At 72.5% G+C, this 21625-nt stretch carries 19 protein-coding genes; 8 read left to right on the forward strand and 11 right to left on the reverse strand.

The genetic code is table 11. The features are described from left to right. Positions 1-95: 95 nt before the first annotated feature. From ACN27J_RS29965 to ACN27J_RS29975, 3 genes are all read left to right on the forward strand, one after another. Positions 96-1163, forward strand: coding sequence for an endo-1,4-beta-xylanase (locus tag ACN27J_RS29965; protein WP_421371370.1), 1068 nt, complete (start codon positions 96-98; stop codon positions 1161-1163). 334 nt (positions 1164-1497) lie between these two features. Then, on the forward strand, positions 1498-2364 hold the full coding sequence (locus tag ACN27J_RS29970) for a polysaccharide deacetylase family protein (protein ID WP_421371372.1): 867 nt from the start codon (positions 1498-1500) through the stop codon (positions 2362-2364). Next, positions 2361-3293: a glycoside hydrolase family 16 protein gene (locus ACN27J_RS29975; protein ID WP_421371374.1), complete on the forward strand. Its 933-nt coding sequence runs from the start codon at positions 2361-2363 to the stop codon at positions 3291-3293. The genes ACN27J_RS29970 and ACN27J_RS29975 overlap by 4 nt, the downstream gene beginning before the upstream one ends. Positions 3294-3323: 30 nt before the next feature. Here ACN27J_RS29975 and ACN27J_RS29980 read toward each other — a convergent pair whose 3' ends face one another. The 5 genes from ACN27J_RS29980 to ACN27J_RS30000 are packed head-to-tail and all read right to left on the reverse strand — an operon-like array spanning position 3324 to position 10160. Then, positions 3324-5657 carry a hypothetical protein gene (locus ACN27J_RS29980; protein ID WP_421371377.1) on the reverse strand — a complete coding sequence of 778 codons (2334 nt, stop codon included), beginning with the start codon at positions 5655-5657 and terminating at the stop codon, positions 3324-3326. Continuing rightward, positions 5654-7012, reverse strand: coding sequence for a lipopolysaccharide biosynthesis protein (locus ACN27J_RS29985; RefSeq protein WP_421371379.1), 1359 nt, complete (start codon positions 7010-7012; stop codon positions 5654-5656). The genes ACN27J_RS29980 and ACN27J_RS29985 overlap by 4 nt, the downstream gene beginning before the upstream one ends. After that, positions 7009-8322: a glycosyltransferase gene (locus ACN27J_RS29990; protein ID WP_421371382.1), complete on the reverse strand. Its 1314-nt coding sequence runs from the start codon at positions 8320-8322 to the stop codon at positions 7009-7011. Before ACN27J_RS29990 ends, ACN27J_RS29985 begins: the two co-directional genes overlap by 4 nt. Then, positions 8322-9281 carry a glycosyltransferase family 2 protein gene (locus tag ACN27J_RS29995; protein WP_421371384.1) on the reverse strand — a complete coding sequence of 320 codons (960 nt, stop codon included), beginning with the start codon at positions 9279-9281 and terminating at the stop codon, positions 8322-8324. The genes ACN27J_RS29990 and ACN27J_RS29995 overlap by 1 nt, the downstream gene beginning before the upstream one ends. 3 nt (positions 9282-9284) lie before the next feature. Beyond that, entirely contained in the window at positions 9285-10160 is an 876-nt protein-coding gene (locus ACN27J_RS30000; protein ID WP_421371386.1) for a glycosyltransferase family 2 protein, read from the reverse strand. Between the two features lie 483 nt (positions 10161-10643). Between ACN27J_RS30000 and ACN27J_RS30005 the strand changes: the two genes are divergently transcribed. Beyond that, positions 10644-12473 carry a glycoside hydrolase family 6 protein gene (locus ACN27J_RS30005; protein ID WP_421371388.1) on the forward strand — a complete coding sequence of 610 codons (1830 nt, stop codon included), beginning with the start codon at positions 10644-10646 and terminating at the stop codon, positions 12471-12473. 123 nt (positions 12474-12596) lie between these two features. Here the strand turns inward: ACN27J_RS30005 and ACN27J_RS30010 are convergent, their stop codons facing one another. From ACN27J_RS30010 to ACN27J_RS30020, 3 genes are all read right to left on the reverse strand, one after another. Then, positions 12597-12908, reverse strand: coding sequence for a hypothetical protein (locus tag ACN27J_RS30010; RefSeq protein ID WP_421371390.1), 312 nt, complete (start codon positions 12906-12908; stop codon positions 12597-12599). Between the two features lie 152 nt (positions 12909-13060). Continuing rightward, positions 13061-13705 (reverse strand): hypothetical protein, encoded by a 645-nt coding sequence (locus tag ACN27J_RS30015; protein WP_421371392.1) that lies wholly within the window; start codon positions 13703-13705, stop codon positions 13061-13063. A gap of 10 nt (positions 13706-13715) precedes the next feature. Then, positions 13716-14351: a hypothetical protein gene (locus ACN27J_RS30020; protein WP_421371394.1), complete on the reverse strand. Its 636-nt coding sequence runs from the start codon at positions 14349-14351 to the stop codon at positions 13716-13718. Positions 14352-14686: 335 nt separating this feature from the next. Between ACN27J_RS30020 and ACN27J_RS30025 the strand changes: the two genes are divergently transcribed. Genes ACN27J_RS30025 through ACN27J_RS30040 form a run of 4 tightly spaced genes read left to right on the forward strand, consistent with a single transcriptional unit; the run spans position 14687 to position 18668 of the window. Beyond that, a complete protein-coding gene (locus ACN27J_RS30025) occupies positions 14687-17287 on the forward strand; it encodes a nitrate- and nitrite sensing domain-containing protein (RefSeq protein ID WP_421371396.1) in 2601 nt (866 codons plus the stop codon). Between the two features lie 23 nt (positions 17288-17310). Further along, the gene (locus ACN27J_RS30030; protein WP_278167547.1) at positions 17311-17709 is read left to right on the forward strand and encodes a roadblock/LC7 domain-containing protein; all 399 of its coding nucleotides are present in this window, start codon (positions 17311-17313) and stop codon (positions 17707-17709) included. Further along, a complete protein-coding gene (locus tag ACN27J_RS30035; RefSeq protein ID WP_278167548.1) occupies positions 17699-18085 on the forward strand; it encodes a DUF742 domain-containing protein in 387 nt (128 codons plus the stop codon). Before ACN27J_RS30030 ends, ACN27J_RS30035 begins: the two co-directional genes overlap by 11 nt. Beyond that, positions 18066-18668 (forward strand): GTP-binding protein, encoded by a 603-nt coding sequence (locus ACN27J_RS30040; RefSeq protein ID WP_278167549.1) that lies wholly within the window; start codon positions 18066-18068, stop codon positions 18666-18668. The genes ACN27J_RS30035 and ACN27J_RS30040 overlap by 20 nt, the downstream gene beginning before the upstream one ends. Here ACN27J_RS30040 and ACN27J_RS30045 read toward each other — a convergent pair. From ACN27J_RS30045 to ACN27J_RS30055, 3 genes are read right to left on the reverse strand one after another with little or no spacing between them, the layout of a single operon-like run. Further along, complete coding sequence (locus ACN27J_RS30045; RefSeq protein WP_421371400.1) at positions 18647-19357, reverse strand: LutC/YkgG family protein; 711 nt, start codon at positions 19355-19357, stop codon at positions 18647-18649. The two genes, ACN27J_RS30040 and ACN27J_RS30045, sit on opposite strands and share 22 nt — an antisense overlap. After that, a complete protein-coding gene (locus tag ACN27J_RS30050; protein ID WP_421371403.1) occupies positions 19350-20894 on the reverse strand; it encodes a lactate utilization protein B in 1545 nt (514 codons plus the stop codon). The genes ACN27J_RS30045 and ACN27J_RS30050 overlap by 8 nt, the downstream gene beginning before the upstream one ends. Next, positions 20891-21625 (reverse strand): (Fe-S)-binding protein, encoded by a 735-nt coding sequence (locus ACN27J_RS30055; protein WP_421371406.1) that lies wholly within the window; start codon positions 21623-21625, stop codon positions 20891-20893. The genes ACN27J_RS30050 and ACN27J_RS30055 overlap by 4 nt, the downstream gene beginning before the upstream one ends.

A 21625-nucleotide genomic window follows, 5' to 3' on the forward strand; every position in this document is an offset into this window, starting at 1 on the left:
TCGGCCTCGTCGTCCCGGGTGCTTCCGCCGCACCGTCCCGGAAGGATGCCATGAAGGCGACCCGCATACTCGCCGCTGGCGTACTCTCCGTAGCCATGATGGCTACGGTTGGTGCCAGCGCTTCCGCGACCTCCCACTCCGGCCGTCCGCCCGCCGGCGGCCCACCCGTCACCGACCAGTCCCTGCGCGGCCTGGCCAAGTGGAACAAGCTGCAGGTCGGCACCGCGGTCAACATGACTGCGTTGGCCGAGGACGAGACCTACCGCGACCGGATCGCCACCGAGTTCTCCAGCGTCACCGCCGAGAACGTGATGAAGTGGGAGACGCTCGAGCCGGTGCGGGGCGAGCGCGACTACGGGCCCGCCGACGAACTGGTCGACTTCGCCCGCCGCAACAAGCAGGTCGTCCGTGGGCACGTCCTGGTCTGGCACAACCAGAACCCGGCCTGGCTGACCGAGGGCGTCGAGTCCGGTGAGATCGACGCCGCCGAGCTGCGGCAGATCCTGCGCGAGCACGTCACCGAGACGGTCCGCCACTTCAAGGGCCGGATCCACCAGTGGGACGTGGCCAATGAGATCTTCGATGACAACGCCGAGCTGCGGGACTCGATCTGGCTGCGGGAGCTCGGTCCGTCCTACATCGCCGACGCGTTCCGCTGGGCGCACCGGGCCGACCCCACCGCGAAGCTGTTCCTCAACGACTACAACGTGGAGGGCATCAGCGCGAAGAGCACCGCCTACTACGACCTGGTGCGGGAGCTGCGCCGGCAACGGGTTCCGGTGCACGGCATGGGGATCCAGGGCCATCTCGGGATCCAGTACGGCTTCTGGTCGGCAACCGCCGTCGCCGAGAACCTGCGCCGGTTCGAGGCGCTGGGGTTGGAGACCGCAGTGACCGAGGCGGACGTCCGGATGCCGATGCCGACCGACGTGATCAAGCTGCAGTCGCAGGCACAGGGCTACAACACCCTGCTGCAGGGTTGCCTGTTGGCGGACCGGTGCAACTCGTTCACCTTCTGGGGCTTCACCGACAAGTACTCCTGGGTACCGGACTGGTTCGACGGCGAAGGTGCGGCGAACATCCTGGACGAGGAGTACCAGCCGAAGCCGGCATACGACGCGGTCCGGGCGACTCTCGGCCTCGCGGTGCCAACACGCCGATGACCGCCCCGGGACCGTCCACTGGACAGCACCCTGGTAACCCTCGGCATTGATTGACCGCTGTACCGTCCGGCCGTAGCCTGACCGACAGAACAGCCGAAAATACCGGACAGATCCCGGAAGTTTCACGGCTGTTCCAGCTGGTCCAATGCTCCCCAGTGCCGGACCAACGACCACCGGCCGTGGCTGCCCTGGCGAACTCCGACCCCAGTCAGTTCAGCCACGGCCGGTTCGGCGGTCGCAGCCGAGCACGGCCGGCGACAAGGAGCAGGGGCGGCGACAAGGAGCAAGGGGCGAGAAGCAGGTTTGCCCCGCGTAGGCCGGGTAGACAGCCCGGATGACCGGGTCCGAGCCTCTGGCGTACAGCTCCACGGCACGCCCGAGCGCCGTGCGACCGGTGCTGCCCGTGCTGATGTACCACTCGATCTCTACTGCGGCCCGAGGGCCGCTGCGGTCACTCGCCGTCGGACCGACCCGGTTCGCCGAGCAACTCGCCGCGCTCGCCGACGCCGGCTACCGGATGGTCGGCCTCAGCGAGGCGCTCGACCTGCTCGACGACGCGGCGATCGACCGCAACCGGCCGGCTCCGTCGATGGTCGCGCTCACCTTCGACGACGGGTACGCCGACTTCCTCACCCGGGCGCTGCCGCTGCTGGATGCCGCGAACGCCCGGGCCACCCTCTACCCGTCGGTCGGGCACCTCGGGCAGTACGCCGACTGGCTGGGCCAGTGGGCCGACGAGTTCGGCCCGCTGCTGGACTGGACCCAGTTGGACGAGGTGGCCGGATCGGGCCGGGTCGAGATCGGCTCACACGGTCTGCTGCACCATCCGCTCGATGTCCTGCCGCCGCAGCGGGCGGCGGAAGAGATCGTCGTCGCCCGGGACCGTCTAGAACAGCGGTTCGGCACCCCGGTCCGGTCGTTCTGCTACCCGCACGGCTACCACGACTGGCGGGTCCGGGCGGCGGTCCGCCGGGCCGGGCACGACAACGCGTGCGAGGTGGGCCGACGGCGGTACCGGCCGGGCGACCGGCGGCTCGCCGTACCCCGGCTGCTGCCCACCGGTGACCACGACGGTGCCGCACTGCTCGACCTGGTCCGCACCGGCGGGCCCCGGATGGTGCCGCAGGCCAAGCGACTGGCCCAGCCCGCCTGGCGACTGACCCGGCGGGTGGCCCGGCGGGCCGGCCGGCAGCTCACGTGACGGCCCGCCCCTGGCGGCGGCGCGGCGGCCCCCTCGCGGTCGCCGCCGGCCTCGCCGCGCTGGTACTGACCCTCGGTGTGCTGGTCCCGCTGCTGCAGCACCGCGCCTACCAGCCGGACCAGCCCGACCAGACCAGTCAGCCCGGCCAGCCTGACGGGACCGGCCAGCCGGACTCCGCTGATGGACCGCCGCCGGCCGGGCCGCCGCCCACCACGGCCGGCGGCGACCGGACCATGAATCCGTCCGGGATCGCCCTGCCCACCGGTGATCTGCCCGGCTGGCGGCAGATCTTCGTCGACGACTTCGACGGCACCGAGCTGAGCGACGACTGGTTCGCCTACTCCGGACAGCCGGACGGTGATCCGGGCGGCTGGTTCGACCCCGGCCACGTGTCGGTCGGAGCCGGCATGCTCACCATCGGCGGCTGGCGGGAAGCCAGCCGGGGCAACATCTACGTCACCGGCGGGGTGTCCAACCGGCGGGCGGTGACCCGCAGCTACGGCCGGTACGACATCCGGTTCCGGATGGACCAGGGCACCGGGATCGCGTACGCGCTGCTGCTCTGGCCGGGCGACAACGTCTACCCGCCGGAGATCGACATCGCCGAGGACAACGGTAAGGGCCGGGACCGGATGTACGGGGTGCTGCATCCGGTGACCGGCGACCGGATCGGGCATGACGTCGGCGGTGACTTCACCCGCTGGCACACCGCCGGTCTGGAATGGACACCGGACCGGCTGGTCTACACCCTGGACGGCGAGCCGTGGGCGACAATCACCGGCGACCAGGTGCCGGACGAGCCGATGGCGCTGGCTCTGCAGAGCCAGGCGTGGTATTGCGGGCACACCTGGGAGGCCTGCCCGGACGAGACCACACCGGACGTGGTCAACCTGCAGATCGACTGGGTCGCCAGTTACGCTCCGGCCTGACGCCCGGCGGGGCGTCCGCCGTCGGCACCGTCACCCGGCGTACCGGTAGACGGTGACGTCGTCGCTGCGCTGGAAGACCGACCAGCCGTCCCGGCCGTCGAGCAACCGCTCCAGACGGTCCAACGACCCGGGCGCGAAGTAGCCGAAGTAGTCGGACTGCCGCCGCATCCCGTCGCTGACCACCAGGTACGCCGGGTCGCCGGTGAACGAGCCGAGGAACTGCTCGATCGCCGGCAGGTGCTCGCCGTCCAGCGCGGCGCCGCGCAACTGCGCACCGACCACCAGGTCCGGCTCGCCGGCCGGCACATCGGTGTTGAACTGCGGGTACGCCGCCGTCAGCCGACTGGGAAAGTTGGACGTGGCGACCGCGATGGTGGCGCCGGGCTCGGCGGCGGCGTACAGCTGGCGGGCGGCGGCCACCTCGTCGGCGGTCTGCCGGTCCACGGCCAACTGCCCGTGCCGACCCTGCACCGTACCGAGGGCGAAGCCGCCGAGTGCCGCCGCGACCGCCACCGCCGCGACCGGCCCCAGCCACCGCCGACGCCGGCCAACCCGACGCTGGTCGGCGCGGTCGAGCCGGCGGTCGGCCCGGTCGACAACCGCGCGGGCGATCAGGAAGGCGCACCACGGCGCGGAGAACAGAAACACCCGGTAGATCGCCTCGCCGCCGTAGCTCTGCGCCGCGAGCAGGACGAACGGCGTGGCGGCCAGCAGCGCCGGCACCAGCACGGTACGTAGCCGGCGCCGGTACGCCAGCACCGCCAGCACGGTCAGCGCCCAGACGGTCAGCGCGAGCGTACGGACCACGATCGCCGAGAACGCCTGCCCGGTCGAACCCCAGCTCTCGGCGTTGCCGGCGGCATTGGCGAAGATGTCGAACCCGTCGAAGACGCCGAACGCCTCCGACACGAACCCGAACCGGGGCAGCAGGTAGCCGAGCACGACCGCGCCCATCGCCAGCGGCAGCCAGCGGGGCCGGACCAGCCGCAGCGCGGCCAGCACGGCCACCTGCGCCACCACCAGGTACGGCGACAGCTGGTGGGCGGCGGTGAGCACGGCCAGCAGCGCCAACGCCGCCACTGTCGCCCAGCCCCGGACCCGGCGGTCCGGTCCATCGCGGCAGTCCGATGCGCTGCCACCGGCCGGCGAGCGCAGCCAGGTCAGCACGATCAGCAGCACCCCGAGGCTGAGCAGGAAACCGAACGCCTGCGGGGACAGGTAGTCCTCTTCCACCCAGTTGACCGCGAAGAACCCGAACACGGTCAGGTACGCCACCCGCCGGTCGTCGGCGAGGGTACGGGCGATGGCGTACAGCACCGGGGCGGCGGCCAGGTTGAAGAAGACCGGCGACCAGTCGGCCAGCGTCGCCGGGGCGATGCCACCGGCCGCGCCGAGCTGAGCGGCACCGGCGAACAGCGCCGGCCACTGCTGGTAGATGTCGGTCGCGGCGTCGACCGGGTTGCCGGCCGCGATGAGGTCGATCACCCCGAGGTGCTTGTACGTCCAGGCGTACTGCGGTTGGTCGAGCAGCAGCGGGGTGGTGCCGTGCAGCAGCACGACCAGCAGCACCAGGTAGCCGGCGGCGGCCAGCCCGCGCCCGGCCGTTCGGTCGGCGGTGGGACGCAGCCCGGCCAGCGCGGCGACGAAGCCGGCGACGGTGAGCGCCAGCGCGGCCAGGAAGATCGGACTGACGGTGCCGAGCAGCCCGAAACCACCCACCTCTGCCACATCGGTCCGGGACATCGCGATCCACCACAGCGCCAACGCCGCACCGATCACTACGGCATGCGCCAGCAGCGGCCGCCGTGCGACAGCCGGCCGCCCGGCGAGGCCCGCCCGCCGGGCGTGCGGCCACCGTCGGACCGGCCCGGGGCGGGAACCGTGGCCGTGGCCGGCCCGCGCGGCCCGGAGCAGGCCGGCGGCGCTGACGGCAGCCACCGCCACCGCCATCGTGCCGACGGCCAACCTGGGCTGCCACCAGCCGGCCCAGACCGATCCGGTGGCCACGGCCGCGTACCCGGCGAGGCTGGCCAGTACGGTCGTCGCCCACCGGGTCGCCGCCGGCCGGACGGCAAGATGGCTGAGCAGCGCGGCACCGGGGCCGAGGGCGGCGAACGCGACCGCGGTCGGGGCCTGCCACGGGTCGCCGGCGGACAGGCCGAGCAGCGCCAGGACCGCGACGATCAGACCGGTGTACGCCTGACCGGTCCGGCCGGCACGCGGGTCGGGTGCAGTGTCGCCAGCGGGTGCGGCGTCGCCACGCCGGCCGGCGACACCGGCCGGTGTGGTCTCGACAGCCGGCGTGGCCGGCACGGCCGCCGGCTCGAGGAACGGGCGGACGGGGCGCAGGGCGAGATCGGTCATCCGGCACCTCCGGTGTCGGCGGTAACGGTCTCGGACTCGGCGGTACGTCGGGCCCAGGCCGGGGCGTTCGTCACGTCGCCGGTGGCCCGGTAGCGGCGGATCAGCCCGGGAAGCAGCACGATCGCGACCGCAGCCTGTGCCATACACAGCGCGGCGGCCGGCGCGATGATTCCGACCCGGGGCAACCCGACCCAGCTGACCAGCAGAAACGCGGCGATGCCGACCGACTGCACGGTCACCACCGGCCACATCCGCTTCTCCATCATCGCGAACGCGCAGTAGAGCAGGATCACCCCGGTGAACGGCAGCGACAGCCCGATCAGCCGTAGCGTGTCGGCGCCCTCGGCGGCGTACTGCCCGCCGAGCAGCCGCAGCAGCGGCCCGGCCGCCCCGGCGAGCACGGCGGCACCCGGCAGCACTACGGCGGCGACCAGCAGGACCGCCCGGTCGACATGTGCCCGGGCCGCCGCCGCGTCGCTGGACGCGGTGACCACGAACGAGGTGACGACGTTCCACAGCAGCGTGCTGCCGGCCACCCCGATCACCCACGGGATGTAGAAGTAGGCGCTGGCGGTGGCGCCCAGCACGCTGGCCACCAGCACCGGCGGCAGGTACGCGACCGCGTTGGTGAGCAGCCCGTTGACGTACTCGGCGGAGGCGAAGCCGAGCAGCTCCCGCCGGGCCGGGGCCGGTGCCGCCGGTGCGGTGCGGGCGTGCGCCGGGGCGAGCCGGGCCAGCACCCACCAGTTGACCCCGAGCATGGTCGCCAGCATCGGCACCGACCAGGCGACCAGCATGCCGTCGCCGGCGGCGGTGCCGGCCAGCAGCGGCAGCAGCGCCACCTTGGCGGTGGACGCGATCACGTTCTTCGCCGGTACGCTGCCGGCCCGCCGCAGCGCGGTCAACACCCCGTCGGTGATGAAGAAGATCGCTGTGCCGACCACCGCGGCGACGAAGAACAGCCGCTGCGTCGGTGCCGGGCCGATGATGCCGGTGCCCATGCCGAGGGCCAGGAACCCGCCGCTGAGCAGCAGTGACATCGCCGCCGATGCGGCGTATCCGGTGAGCACCAGCGGGCGGGTGTGCCGGCCGGCACCGGGCAGGAACCGGGCGTACAGGTTGATCAGGTTGAGTTGGGCGAGCCCGGCCAGCAGTGTCATCGCCGACACCGCCGCCGACGCCCGGCCGACCGCCTCCGGCGCGAACCAGCGGGCGGCCACCACCCAGAACACGAACCCGAGCGCGGCGCTGGCCACCGTGGAGGTCATCAGCGCCGCCGCGCTGCGCAGCAGCGCCGGGCGGCGGACCACCACCACCACCGCCGGTGGCGGGACGGTCGTGCCGGCGGCGGTCACGGCCAGCCCCGCATCCGACGGCGCAGCCGCCGGTCGGCCATCCGGCTGCGCAGGTATGCGACCGGCCCAGCGAGCAGCCCGCGCCGGTTGGCGCCGACCAGCTCGCGGGGGAAGTCGTCGCGCAGCCCGGCCAGCCGCTGCCCGTCACCGCCGCCGAACGTGTCGCGCAGCGCGGTCGGGGCGAGCCGCAGCAGCGGTCCGAGCAGCCGAGGTTCGCGCAGCAGCAGGCTGGTGTAGGCGGCGGTCAGCCCGGTGCCGTAGCCGACCAGCTGGTTGCGCAGCCCGGCCAGGTCGCGGCGGTGGTGGTGCCAGACCAGGGCGCTGGGCTGGTAGGCGACGGTGCCGTCGGCGACCAGCACCTGCATCAGGGCCAGGGTGTCCTCGGAGCCCATCGCGGGGGTGCCGGCGCCGAGCGCGGTGTCGAAGCCGCCGATGCGCTCCAGCACGCCGGGTCGGAAGGCCATGTTGCCGCCGGCGCCGAACGGCGGCAGCGGGTAGAGCGGGCTCTGCCGGTGCGCGGTGGCCGGGGAGAACACGTCCGGCGTGAAGCCACGGCCCTTGCTGTGCCCGCCGTACTGCTCGAACCACAGCTGCGCGTCGGTGGCGAGTTCGGCCGGCACGATGGCTCCGGTGACCGCGTCGGCCTGCGGGTGGTCGGCCAGGGCGCGGGCGATCTCGGCGAGCCAGTGCGGGTCGGCCACCTCGTCGTCGTCGATCCAGGCGACGATCTCGCCGACGGTGGCACGCAGCGCCCGGTTGCGGGCGTGCGACAGCCCGGGCCGGGGTTCGCGGACGTAGTCGACCGGTGCCCCGTGGCCGTCGGCCGCCCCGCCGCCGTCGGCGGCGCGGGCGGCGACCACCCGGACGGTGGCGTCGCTGACCGGCGCGTTGTCCACCACCAGCACCCGGAACCGGGGGTACTGCTGGGCCAGCACGCTGTCCAGGGTGCGGGCCAGCCCGGCGGGCCGTTCCCGGGTGCAGACGACCACGGTGATGTGCGGCGCGTCCTCGAGCACCTCGGCCCGCCGGGTCAGGTAGCCGGGTTCGGGCCGGCCGGCCGGGGGGATCTCCCGGTCGACGGCGGCGGCGAGGTCCGCGGCGGTCAGCCCGTGCGGCGGTACGTCGAGCAGCAGCGCGCCGATCGGCTGGGTGAACTGCCGGACCAGCAGCCAGGCGCGTTCCACCCGGCGGCCGGCCGGGTCGGTCCCGGGGATGTCCGGGAACCGGTCGGTGACTTCCAGGTCGATGACGGTGGCCGGGATCCGGTCCGCGGTGCCGGCCGGGAAGTGCACGGAGGTACGCGGGTTCATCAGGCGGCTCCGATCGGTGGGGGTGCGGACGGAGTCTGGGTGGTGCGGCTGGCGAGTTCGGTCAGCGCGCCGGTGGCCGCGGCGGCGGTGCCGGCGAGGATGGCGCCGGCCCGGGCGGCGTGCCGGTGGCCGCGCCCGCGTAGGGCCGCGCCGATTTCTCGCAGTAGCGCGGCGGGCAGCGTACGGCGCAGGTAGTCCTGCTCGGCGCCGAGGCTGGGCGCACCGTCGAGTAGCCCGGCCATCATGATCTTGCCGCGGCCTTCGGCGTGGCAGCGGCGCAGGAAGTAACGGAAGGTGCTGTGTCGGACGGGTACGCCGTGCGAGATCACCGCCTGCGGCACGTACCACCACTGCCCGCCGGTGACCGCGGCCATCCGCAGGCAGAGTTCGGTGTCCTCGGGCCGCGCCCGGTTGCCGACCTTGCCGAAGCCGGTGCGGAAACCGCCGGCGGTGAGGAACGCGTCGCGGCGTACCGCCATGCTGGCCGACCAGACGTTGCGCACCGGTCCGGGCCGGACCGGCTGGCCGGCGTACGAGCCGCCGACCGCCCACCGGAACTCGGCGGGGAACCAGCCGGGCTGGTGCCGTTCCCAGGCGGGTTCGATGGCGCCGCCGGCCCCGACGACCGTCGGGTCGGCGAAGGCGGCGACCAGTCCGGTCAGCCAGCCGGGGTGGGCGACGACGTCGTCGTCGAGAAACACCACCAGATCGCTGCCGGCGTGCTGGGCACCGGTGTTGCGGTTGCCGGAGACGCCCCGCTGGTACGCGTTGCCGAGCACGGTCACCGCGGGCAGTTCCCGGCGGATCCGGTCGGCGAGCGCCGGGTGGTGGTCGACCACCACGATGATCTCGGCCGGCTCGAGGTCCTGCCGGCGGACGGATTCGACGGCGGTACGCAGCCCGGCGAGCCGGTCCGGGTGGTGGGTCGGTACCACCACGCTGACGGTCGGTCGACGCATCGCTCAGCCCTCCTCGACGGTCACCGGTACGGCGGCGGTCCGCTGCCGGCGGTGCTGCCGGCGGCGGGTCCGGCGCAGTCGGCGTTCGCGGCCGAACTCACTGAGGATGGTGCGCAGCACCCGAGTGCCGTCACGCACCGTGTCGAGGTTGCTCTCGCCGTGGATCCGCAGGTGCTCGATGCTGGGCACCTCGGTGATCCGCAGCCCGTGGGCGGCGACCCGGACGTTGATCAACGTTTCGATCTCGAAGCCGTCGCCCCACAGCTTGCCGCCGTCGGCAGGTCCCGGGGTGGCCGGGTCGGGCAGGTTCAGCGTCGGGACCACCCGCCGCCAGAAGGCGTTGTAGCCGTAGCACAGGTCGGTGAACCGGGTGCCGAACAGCAAGTTGACCATTCCGTTGAGGCCTTCGTTGCCGAGCCGGCGCAGTGGGGTGATGTCGTGGCTGCCGCCACCGGCGCGGAAGCGGGAGCCCTTGGCGAAGTCGGCTCCGGCGAGCAGCGCGGCGACGAAGCGCGGGATCTCGGCCGGGTCGGTCGACCCATCGGCATCGATCATCACCACGATGTCGCTGGTTGCGGCGGCGAACCCGCAGGCGAGGGCGTTGCCCTTGCCGGTACGGGTCTGCTGGACGATCCGCACCGCCGGCCAGAGTTCCCGGGCGACCTGCACCGTACGGTCGACCGAGCCGCCGTCGACGACGACGACCTCGTCGACGTCGCGGGGGAGCCGGGCGAAGACGTGCGGCAGGTTCCGCTCTTCGTTGATGGTGGGGATGACGACGGTCACCGACGGCAGGTGCGGGCCGGGTCGGGCCGGCGGCGGGATCGGGTGCGGCGCTGCCGGGGTCGGGTGCACGCGCGGGTTGGCGTAGACGGACATGCCGGTGTCCTCCGGGGGGTGGGGGAGGGTGCGGGACACCAGGCGACGCGGGGCCGTTCGCGAGTCGCCCGGACTGACTAGCGGTCCATCACCGGGGGTCAACAACCTGATATGCCGGTTATTTCGGGCGCCGCGCACGTCAGTGGGCTGGGTCACATCCGCTGTTGCGTGGTCGGTCCGACCAGGGCCGGCATCAGGTGGTGCCGGGCGTGCGCGCTGCGCCGTGCCGGGTGGGAACCAAGCGGGGAATGGTCACCGGCAGGTTTCCGGGCGGTTGCGGTGGGAGCGTTCCCATGACATGATGATGATCGATTGGCGCTGCGGAGCCAGCCAAGCACACCTGTTTCGCCGAGGGCAACCGGAGTTTCCGGACCGGCGATCCGACCGCCGAGTCGTCCGTCCGACGACAGGTGGTGCACCGACCTCACCAGGGTCCCGGCCGATGCGCCGGTGACCAGTTATGTCGCGAGGAGACAACTCCGCATGAACCTGAACCCACTACGCGGCGCTGGGCGCTCGCGGATGCGTCGCGGGCTGTCCGCGGCCGCCGCGGTCGTACTCGGCTCCGGTGTGCTCGTCGTCGCGGCCACGCAGGCCAGCGCCGCCGCCGGGTGTCGTGTCGACTACTCGGTCAACCAGTGGAACACCGGATTTACCGCCAACCTGACCGTCACCAACCTCGGTGACCCGCTGAGCAACTGGACCCTGGAGTGGGACTACTCCGGCAACCAGCGGATCACCCAGGCGTGGAACAGTGAGTTCACCCAGAGCGGCACCCGGGTGACCCTGCGCAACGCCCCGTGGAATGGCTCGCTGGGCACCAACGCCAGCGTCAACCCCGGATTCAACGCGAGCTACTCCGGCACCAACACCGCCCCTACGGTGTTCCGCCTCAATGGCGTGGCCTGCAACGGCACCACCCAGCCGACGAGCCAGCCGCCGGTCACCACCGCGCCGCCGCCGACCACCGCGCCGCCGCCCACGACCGCGCCGCCGCCCACCACGCTGCCGCCTACCACGGTGCCGCCGACGTCTCCGCCGCCGACGGGTGGGCCGCGGGTGGACAACCCGTACGTGGGTGCGGATGTGTACGTGAACCCGATCTGGAGTGCGAACGCGGCGGCTGAGCCGGGTGGTAGCCGGATCGCGGACGAGCCGACGGGTGTGTGGCTGGACCGTACGAGCGCGATCTACGGCAACAACAGCCCGACGACCGGTGACATGGGTCTGGCTGACCATCTGGACGAGGCGGTCCGGCAGGACGCGGCGAACGGTAGCCGTCCGTTGGTGTTCCAGGTGGTGATCTACAACCTGCCGGGCCGGGACTGCGCGGCGTTGGCGTCCAACGGTGAGTTGGGTCCGGACGAGATCGACGCGTACCGGGACGACTACATTGATCCGATCGCGGAGATCGTGGGTCGGGCGGAGTACCGGAATCTGCGGATCGTGGCGGTGATCGAGATCGACTCGCTGCCGAACCTGGTGACGAATGTGGGTTCGCGGGCGACGGCGACGCCTGAGTGTGACGTGATGTTGGCGAACGGCAACTACGTGACGGGTGTCGGTTACGCGATTTCGCAGTTGGCGGATGTGCCGAACGTGTACAACTACATCGACGCCGGGCACCACGGTTGGATCGGCTGGGAGGACAACTTCGGGCCGAGTGCGGATCTGATCGCTGAGGCGGCGAACGCGTCGGGTGCGTCGCCGTCGGATGTGCACGGGTTCATCACGAACACGGCGAACTACTCGGCGTTGGAGGAGCCGTACATCACGGTGGACTCGACGACGCGTCCGTCGACGTGGATCGACTGGAACAACTACAACGACGAGTTGTCGTTCGCGCAGGCGTTCCGGCAGCGGTTGGTGCAGGCCGGGTTCCCGTCGGGTGTGGGTATGTTGATCGACACGTCGCGTAACGGTTGGGGCGGTCCGGACCGTCCGACCGGTCCGAGCAGTGCCGGTGATGTGGACACCCGGGTGGACGAGTCGCGGATCGACCGGCGGTTCCAGAAGGGGAACTGGTGTAACCAGTCGGGTGCGGGTCTGGGTGAGCGTCCGACGGCGGCGCCCGCTTCGGGTATCGACGCGTACGTGTGGATCAAGCCGCCGGGTGAGTCGGACGGTTCGAGCTCGGAGATCCCGAACGACGAGGGTAAGGGTTTCGACCGGATGTGTGACCCGACGTACACGGGTAACCCGCGGAACAACAACAACATGAGTGGTGCCCTGCCGGACGCGCCGGTTTCCGGGCACTGGTTCTCGGCTCAGTTCCAGGAGCTGATGGCGAACGCGTACCCGCCGCTGTCGTAAGGCTGGACGTAACACTGAGCGGGGCCCGATGCCGGACATGGCACCGGGCCCCGCCCCATTTCGGCCTTTGCCACCCGGGCGGGTCAGCGCCCAGCGGGTCAGTTGGTCACGGCGCGGCGCAGGTCAGGGCACGGTGCGTTCGATCGCTGCGGCACCGTCGTGTTCCAGCTCCTGACGCGCCCGCTCCACCTGCTCCGGGCTGCCGTCGCCGCCCTTGGCCACCGCGAGGTCCTCCGCGTCCCACGGCTGCTCGGCACCGGTCCGTACCCGTGCCGGACCGGACTGGCCGGCCGGCGGCTGGAAGTCCGGACTGTCCTGCTCGGTGTCCGGGTCGGTGACCAGCAGCGGCACCGTGGTGTCGTCCTCGACCGCGGCGGCCACTGCCGGTTCTTCCTCCAGCGGCACCCGGCCGATCGCATTGTCCCGGTCTGTCATGGCTGCCCCCCTCCCGTCGGAAGCCGTCGAGGAACCGGGTACCCGGGGCAGCGGCGAATATGTGCGGGCGTCGGCCGGCGGAAATGCGCGACCTCCGGCGCAGCTGGCGCCGGAGGTCGCAGAGGTCGGCAAGGTCGGGTTCTGGCGACGGCTCAGATCGACAGCACCCGGTCCAGCAGGTCCCGGTAGCGGCGGACCGCCATCCGCAGTTGCTCGGTGTCCTCCGGACCGGCGTCGGTCCACCCGCCGAGTTCGTCGCGCTGCGCGGTCAACGCCGCGGTGACCGCCTCGACGGCCTCGGTCACCAGGTTCTGTGCCTCGCCCGCCGCGGCGTGCGGGTCGTCGACGAAGCGCAGCTGCACGTCCCGCCACCGGTCCCGGAACGCGTCCGCCTGTTCCGCCACGAAGATCCCCGCCGGGGAAGAACCCGGATCGGCCGTCTGGTCGGCGGTGGCGGTCGGCTCCGGCTGCCCGGTCTGCTCCGGTTCGCCGCCGTCGCCCACCTGTACGGTGTCGTCGTCGCTGGGGTCGCGCGGCTCGTGTAGCCGCTCCGGGCCGGCCATCGCCGAGGCCGCGACCGCGCCGCCGACGGTGGCGGCGCCGAACGCGGTCGGCTGTTCGACCGGCTCGTGGTGGACCGGCTCGTCCCGCTCGGGCGTCGCCACGCCGGAGACGACCTCGGTGCGGTCCGGGTCCACGTACCCGTCGTGGTCGCGGCCGGGAGCCGGGCGGCCCGGTCCGCCGTGCGGGGTGATGACCTCGGTACGTTCGTCGTGCCACTGATCGGTGCGGGTCATGTGTCTCTCCTCAGCGGGTCGAAGCTTCCGTAGGGGTCGAGGCTTGTCCGGTCGGGGTCGAGGCTTGTCCGGTCGGGGTCGAGGCTTGCTCGGTCGGGGTCGAGGTGGGCACGGGGTCCTCACCGAGCAGCTCGGCGAAGAGCGCCCGGTAGTGCACCACGGCCTGGCGCAACTGCTCGGTGCTCGCCTCCCCGCGCTCGTTGGCCAGATGGACCTCGTGCGCCTCGCGGTACCTGCCGAGCGTACGGGCGTGCTCCACGGAGAGCTGAGCCACCTGCTCGTCGTAGTCCCCGGTCGGGTAGCCGAGTTCGGCGATCAGCCGGGTGAGCAGTTCGTCGGCGTCGCCGACTGCGGCGCCGGGCGCGTCGACGAACCGGGTCTGCACGTCGGCCCAGGCGGCGGCGTAGCGGGCGCGGGACGTGTCAGACAACGGGGTCAGGGTCAACTCGGCGTGCCGGCGTTCCCGCTGCCGGAGCTCGCGCTCGGCGGCGCTGCGGCTGTCCTGCTCGGCGACGACCCGGTCGTACTCCGGACCGAAGGTGCCACGCAGGTCGTGGCGCCGCCGCCACCGGGTCCCGAGCAGGGCGAGCGCCGCGAGCACGACGAGAAGTACGGCGGCGATGAGGACGATCTCGATGGGCGACATGGTTGTTCCTCCTTCTCACCCTGGTATTCCCGCTCGACCCGGATCCTCAATCCAGGTTTGTCACATTTCCTTGACGATCTCGTCGGCATCTGATCCGGATCGCCCGCCGGGCTGGTCCGCTGCAGGTCGCGACGACGACCGTGGATGCTGCCGCATGCGGCCGCTTTCGGTACGCTCCGTGCCCACAATCGACCGCTGAGTGCCTCTGGTAGTGCCTGAGCCGTTAATTACGTATCCTTCCGGAGGCGCCGGACACGACTGACCATCCACTCACCCGGACCGGTCGGTTCGCATCCGCCGCGCCAGCTCAGCCACCACCGCGCCGGCGAGGTCTGATGAATACCCGCAACTGGTCGATCCGCTCGAAGATCGTTGCGCTGGTCGCTGTCCCGATCGCCGCGCTGCTGGCGCTGTGGATCTTCGCGACGTCGTTGACCGTCGGCCCGGCGCTGAGCCTGCTGGGTGCCCAGGCACTGCTCGACGACGTCGGCCGCCCCGGCGAAGCGGTGGTGGCCGAGCTGCAGCGGGAACGCCGGCTCTCCGTGGTGTACTTGTCCCGCGCCGATGGGCAGAACGCGCTGCGCGCCGGTGACCTGCGGCAGTTGCGCGACCAGTGGGAGGCCACCGACGCGGCGGTCGACGAGTTCCGGAGCTCCGCTCGCGGCGACGAACCGCCGGCGGATCCGTCCGTGCTGGACGAGCGGATCGCGGCGACCCTGTCCGAGTTGGAGCTGCTGCCGTCCGGCCGAGGGTTCGTCGAACGTCGGGAGATGGACGCCGCCGGCGCGCTGGGCCTGTACAGCGGCATCGTCGACACCGCGTTCCAGATGTTCGCAGCGTTGGCCGGGCTGCCGGACAACGAGATCAACCGGCAGGCGCGGGCGCTGACCGACATCGGCCTGGGCCGCGACCTGCTCGGCCGGACCGACGCTCTGCTCGCCGGGGCCTTCGCCGCCGGCGAGCTGACCGCCGCCGGCCACCTGCAGTTGGTGCAGATCGTCGCCAACCAGCGGTTCCTGTTCGACCGGGCGGTGGCCGAGCTGCCCGACCCGGACAGCCGGACCTACCACCAGCTCGCCGCCGGTGACGACTACACCGGGCTGCGGCAGATGCAGGACACGCTGATCGCCGGTGGGCCGGCCGAGGACGGGCTGCCAGTTTCCGAGTCCCGCTGGCGGGCCAGCTACCAGCTGGTCCAGGAGCAACTGCGCGACTTCGAGCTGCTCGCCGCCGACGCACTGGCCGAACGCAGCATGCCGACCGCGATCGCCATTCTGGCCCGGCTCGCCGCAGCCGGACTGGTCGGCCTGGCTGCGGTGATCGTTTCCGTGGTCATCTCGCTGCGGGTCGGCCGGTCGTTGATCCACCGGTTGACCGGGTTGCGCGCCGCCGCCCTGGAGCTGGCCGGCGAGCGGCTGCCCGGGGTGGTCGCCCGGCTACGCCGCGGCGAGGACGTCGACGTCGTCACCGAAGCCCCGCCGCTGGAGTACGGCGCCGACGAGATCGGCCAGGTCGGGCACGCGTTCAGTGAGGTGCAGCGGACCGCCGTACGGTCGGCCGTCGAGGAGGCGGCGCTGCGTCGTGGGCTGAACGAGACGTTCCTCAACATCGCCCGACGCAGCCAGACGCTGCTGCACCGGCAACTGGCCGTACTGGACCGGATGGAACGGCGCAGCACCGACCCGACGGAGCTGGAGGACCTGTTCCGGGTCGACCACATGGCGACCCGGATGCGCCGGCACGCGGAGGACCTGGTGATCCTCGCGGGAGCGGCACCGGGCCGGGGATGGCGCAACCCGGTGCCGATGGTCGACGTGATCCGGGGCGCCGTCTCCGAGGTCGAGGACTACGCCCGGGTGCACGTCACGACCGTGGAGGCCGCGGCGGTCGCCGGCCGGGCCGTGGGCGACGTCATCCACCTGCTGGCCGAGCTGATCGAGAACGCCACGTCCTTCTCCCCGCCGCAGACCCGGGTCACCGTCATCGGTCAGAGCCTGCCCAACGGGTACGCGGTCGAGGTCGAGGATCGGGGTCTCGGCATGGAACCGGACGCGATCGAGGACGCCAACCAGCGCCTCGCCGAGCCGCCGAACTTCGACCCGCACAACAGCGCCCGGCTCGGCCTGTTCGTCGTCGCCCAGTTGGCGGCCAAGCACGGCGTACGGGTCCGGCTCCGGCCGTCACCGTTCGGCGGGATCACCGCCGTCACGCTGATCCCGGCGGAGCTGGTGGTGCCCGAGTCCGAGGTGCTGGCGCTGCCGTCCGGTCGGCCACCTACCGCACTGACCACGGTCCGGCAGACTCCCACGCCGGACGCGCTGGCCACCCTCCGGCCGAGACCCGAGCCGGACGCGTTGACCGCCCTCCGGCCGAGCCCGAGCCCGAGCCCGAGCCCGGGACCGGACCCGGCCGGCCGACCGACCCCCGAGCCCGCAGCGGAGCCGACCGGGGTTCAGCTGCCGGCCCGCCGCCGTCCCACCACCCTGCCGACCCGGCGGTCCAGCGGCGCCGGCGCGACCACCGAGGACGGCCTGCCGCGCCGGGTACGCCAGTCCAGCCTGGCGCCCCAACTGCGCCAGGCACCCGATTCGTCCGGGGCCGACGGTCAGCCGCTGCGGGAAGCCCCGCAACGGTCACCGCAGGAGGTGCGGTCCCTGATGTCCGCGTTGCAGGCGGGAACCGCCCGGGGCCGGCAGGCGGCCGGCCTGCCAGCGGCCGGGCAGCCGGGTGGTACCGGCGACACGACGCCGATCGTCGACGGCGGCCCGGTGCTGCCGGTCGGCGACGGCACCCCCGGTTCCGGCGACGAGCCGGCTTCCGTGGCATCGGAACCGTCCCCGACCGGGTCGACCGGCCCGGTCCGGGGCACCGCGACTCCGCCTCCGGGCGCGGTGCTGCCGCCCCCGGCGACGGAAGAGTCGGAGAGGGAGCTGTAGCTGTGCACACCATGCGGCATGCGATGAACCTCGACTGGCTGCTCGACGACCTCGTCGACCGGGTCCCGACCGCGCAGCAGGCCGTCGTGCTGTCCGCCGACGGCCTACTGATGGGCGCGTCGCGAGGGCTGACCCGGGAGGGTGCCGAGCACATGGCGGCGATGGCCGCCGGCTTCCAGAGCCTCGCCAAGGGCGCCAGCCGGCACTTCGGGTCGGGCCCGGTACGGCAGACCGTGATCGAGATGGAGTCTGCGTACCTGTTCGTCACCGCGGCCGGGCACGGGGCCTGCCTGGCGGTGCTCAGCGCGGCCGACGCGGACATCGGCCTGATCGCGTACGAGATGGCGATGCTGGTCACCCGGGTCGGGCAGACTCTCAGCGCGCCGAGCCGGACACCTGCGGCGCAATCCGATGCGGGGTGACCCGGCCGGACCCCACGACTGGCTGGACTCCGACGCCGGCCCGGTGGTCCGTCCGTACGCGGTGACCGGTGGTCGGGTGCAGCCGACCGGTGCCACCTTCGACCTGCTGGCCTTCGTGGTGGCGAAAGCCCCGGAGGGCGCCGGCGCCGAAGTTCCGCTGCAGCCGGAACATCGGCGCATCGTCGGGCTGGCCCAGCAGCCGGTCTCGGTCGCCGACCTGGCGGCCGACCTTGATCTCGCGCTCGGTGTGGTCCGGGTCCTGCTCGGGGACCTGCTCGCCGCCGGACTGATCGCCCTCTACGAACCCCCGGCTTCGGCCGCTCACCCCCACGACGACATACTCAAGGCGGTGGTCAATGGACTCCGTGCGCTCTAACCGGCATCAGCCCTCCCGACGGGTCCCACTCGCGCTGAAGATACTCATCGCGGGCGGTTTCGGCGTCGGGAAGACCACCCTGGTCGGCGCGGTCAGTGAGATCCGGCCGCTGCAGACCGAGGAGGTGCTGACCAGTGCCAGCCTGGGCACCGACGACACGTCCTGGGTGGAGGGCAAGAACACCACGACCGTCGCGATGGACTTCGGCCGGATCACCATCAACGATGATCTGCAGGTCTATCTGTTCGGTACGCCGGGGCAGGACCGGTTCTGGTTCCTCTGGGACGAGTTGGCGTTCGGCGCGCTCGGTGCGGTGGTGCTGGCCGACACCCGCCGGCTCGCCGACTGTTTCCCGTCGGTCGACTACTTCGAGCAGCGGGGCACGCCGTTCGTGGTCGGGGTCAACTGCTTCGAGGGGGCGCAGCAGTTCAGTCAGGACTCGGTGCGCCGTGCGCTCGACCTCGACCCGGACGTGCCGATCGTGCTGTGCGACGCCCGTAACCGTGGCTCGGGCAAGACGGTGCTGATCGCGTTGGTCGAGCATGTGGCGTACCTGCGCGGTCAGCCGGTGCCGGCGGGCTGACCTGCCGCCGGTTGCCGGCCGGTGTCGACCAGCACGACGTCGAGCCGGCGCGGCCCGTGCACCCCTTCCACCCGGTTCAGCTCGATGTCGCTGGTGGCGGACGGCCCGGAGATCAGCGTGATCGGTCGGGTCGGGTCGGCCAGCCGGGCCAGCGCCGCCGGCACCTCGGCCACCACCTGGTCGGTCCGGACCACGCAGACGTGGTGGTCGGGCACCAGGGTGAGCCGGCGCGGGCCCTGCGCCGGCCCGGTGTCCAGCAGCACCGTCCCGGTCCGGCCGATCGCCACCGCGCAACCGGTCAGCGCGGCCAGGCCGGGCTGGTCCAGGTCGGTGACGGACAGTGGTCGTGCCGAGCCGTCGCGCAGTACCTCGGCGGTGCAGCCGCCCAGCCAGTCGTCCGGCAGGTCCTGTGGCACCGCGACCCGGCGTACCCCGGTGAGTACCTCGGCGATCCGGTCGGCCAACCGGTCCGGAACGCACCGGTGCACCGTCGCCCGGTAGTCGACCAGCCGGTCCACCAACAGCGCCACCGGGTCCGCGCCGGTCTGGTCGGCGCTGGTCGGGTCCGCGCCGGCCGGGTCCGCGCCGGCTGTCCGGTAGTCGCGTGGCACCCGCACCGGCAGCGGTGCCGGCTGGTGGTCCCGCGCCGTCCGCAACCGGGCCAGGATCTCGGTACGCGCGTCAGCCACCTTGCTTCCTCCCGTCCTCGTGCGGTCCGGCGCTGTCGTCCTGCGGTCCGGTCCTGTCGTCGGAGCGGGTCAGCCACCAGTCACGGAAACTCTGCCGGGGTGGCACCGGCGCGTCCCGGCTCGCCGTCCAACCGGCCAACGGCCACGGCAGTCGGCGGGCCGTGCCGCGCCGCCCGGCGACCAGCCGGACCGGGGCGGCGGCCCGCCGGGCGGCACGCAGCGCGGCGGCGTACCGTCGGCGGTCGCGCATCACCCAGGACATCGCGCCCATCGTGGCGCGCTCGGCGGACGGGCGCCGGCGGGCTTCGTCGACCCCACGCTGGCGCAGGTGCACCAGCACCTGCGGGATGTCGATGCGTACCGGGCAGGCGTCGAAGCAGGCACCGCAGAGGGTCGAGGCGTACGGCAGGGTCCGGTTCGCTCCGGCCCGGGGGCCGGTGAGCTGCGGGGAGAGGATCGCCCCGATCGGCCCCGGATACACCGAGCCGTACGCGTGGCCACCGACCCGCTCGTAGACCGGGCAGACGTTCAGGCAGGCGGAGCAGCGGATGCAGCGCAGCGCCTGGCGGCCGACCGGGTCGGCGAGGGTGTCGGCCCGGCCGTTGTCGAGCAGCACGATGTGCAACTGCTGCGGCCCGTCGCCGGGGGTCACCCCGGTCCACATCGAGGTGTACGGGTTCATCCGTTCGCCGGTCGACGAACGCGGCAGCAGCTGCAGGAAGATCTCCAGGTCCTGGAAGGTCGGGACGATCTTCTCCACCCCGACCACCGAGATCATCGTCTGCGGCAGGGTCAGGCACATCCGTCCGTTGCCCTCGGACTCGACCACCACCAGGGTGCCGGTGCGCGCCACGGCGAAGTTCGCCCCGGAGATCGCCACTCGCGCGGAGAGGAACCGTTCCCGCAGGTGGCGGCGGGCCGCCTCGGCCAGCGCCGGCGGGTCGTCGGTGAGGGTGGTCAGGTCGACACCGGGCATCCGGCGGGCGAAGATCTCCCGGATCTGCGTCCGGTTGTAGTGGATCGCCGGGACCAGGATGTGCGAGGGCGTGTCGCCGGCCAGCTGGACGATGAGCTCGGCGAGGTCGGTCTCGATCGCTTCGATGCCGGCGGCCGCGAGGGTCTCGTTGAGCCCGATCTCCTGGGTCACCATCGATTTGATCTTGACGACCTGGTCGACGCCGGTCCGCCGGACCAGGTCGGTCACCACCCGGCCCGCCTCGGCCCCGTCCCGCGCCCAGTGCACCTGGGCCCCGGCGGCGGTGGCCGCCGCCTCGAACTCCTCGAGCAGCTCGGGCAGGCGGGCCAGCACGTCGTCCTTGACCGCCGCCCCGGCGACCCGCAGCGCCTCCCAGTCCGGCAGCTCGGCGACCATCCGTTCCCGCTTGCCCCGGATGGTGCGGGTGGCCCGGTGCAGATTGGCCCGCAGTTGGGCATTGCCCAGCTCGCGGGCCGCCGCGGTGGGAAACGGCAGCCGGGCGGTCACGTTGCCGGTGCCGCTGTCGTTGCTGCCGCTGCCGCTGCCGCTGGTGCTGGTCAATTCGGCTCCTCCGCCGTGCCGGCCAGGATCTGCGCGTAGTGCACCGCTCGCACCGGGCTGCGGGACCGGGTCAGCCCGCCGCCGATATGGGCCAGGCACGAGTTGTCGGCCGCCGCCAGGTAGCGGGCGCCGGTGCCGCGTACCGCCCGGCACTTGTCGGCCAGCATGGCGCTGGAGACGGCGGCGTTGCGCATCGCGAAGGTGCCGCCGAAACCGCAGCACTCCTCGGCGTCCGGCAGGTCGCGCAGATCGATCCCGCGGACCGCGCGCAGCAGCCGCAGCGGCCGGTCGCCCAGCCGCAGCATCCGCAGCCCGTGGCAGGTCGGGTGGTAGGTGACCGGGTGCGGGAAGGCGGCTCCGACATCGGTGACGCCGAGCACGTCGACCAGCAGCTCGGACAATTCGTACACCCGGGGTCGCAGCTCGTCGACCGCAGCGGCGAGCGCAGGGTCGTCGGCGGCCAGTCGCGGGTACGCGTCGCGGACCATCGCCACGCACGAACCGGACGGCGCGACCACCACCGAGTGGTCACGGAACGTCTCGACGAACCGGCGGACCAGGGGTATCGCCTCGGCCCGGTATCCGCTGTTGCCGTGCAGTTGCCCGCAGCAGCTCTGGTCGAGCGGAAAGTCGACAGTGTGCCCGAGCCGCTCCAGCAACTGCACGACGGCCCGTCCGGTGCCCGGGTAGAGCACGTCGTTGACGCAGGTGACGAAGAGTGCGACACGCAT

Origin of the sequence: Solwaraspora sp. WMMB762 (assembly GCF_049179115.1) — a bacterium.
GTDB lineage: Bacteria > Actinomycetota > Actinomycetes > Mycobacteriales > Micromonosporaceae > Micromonospora_E.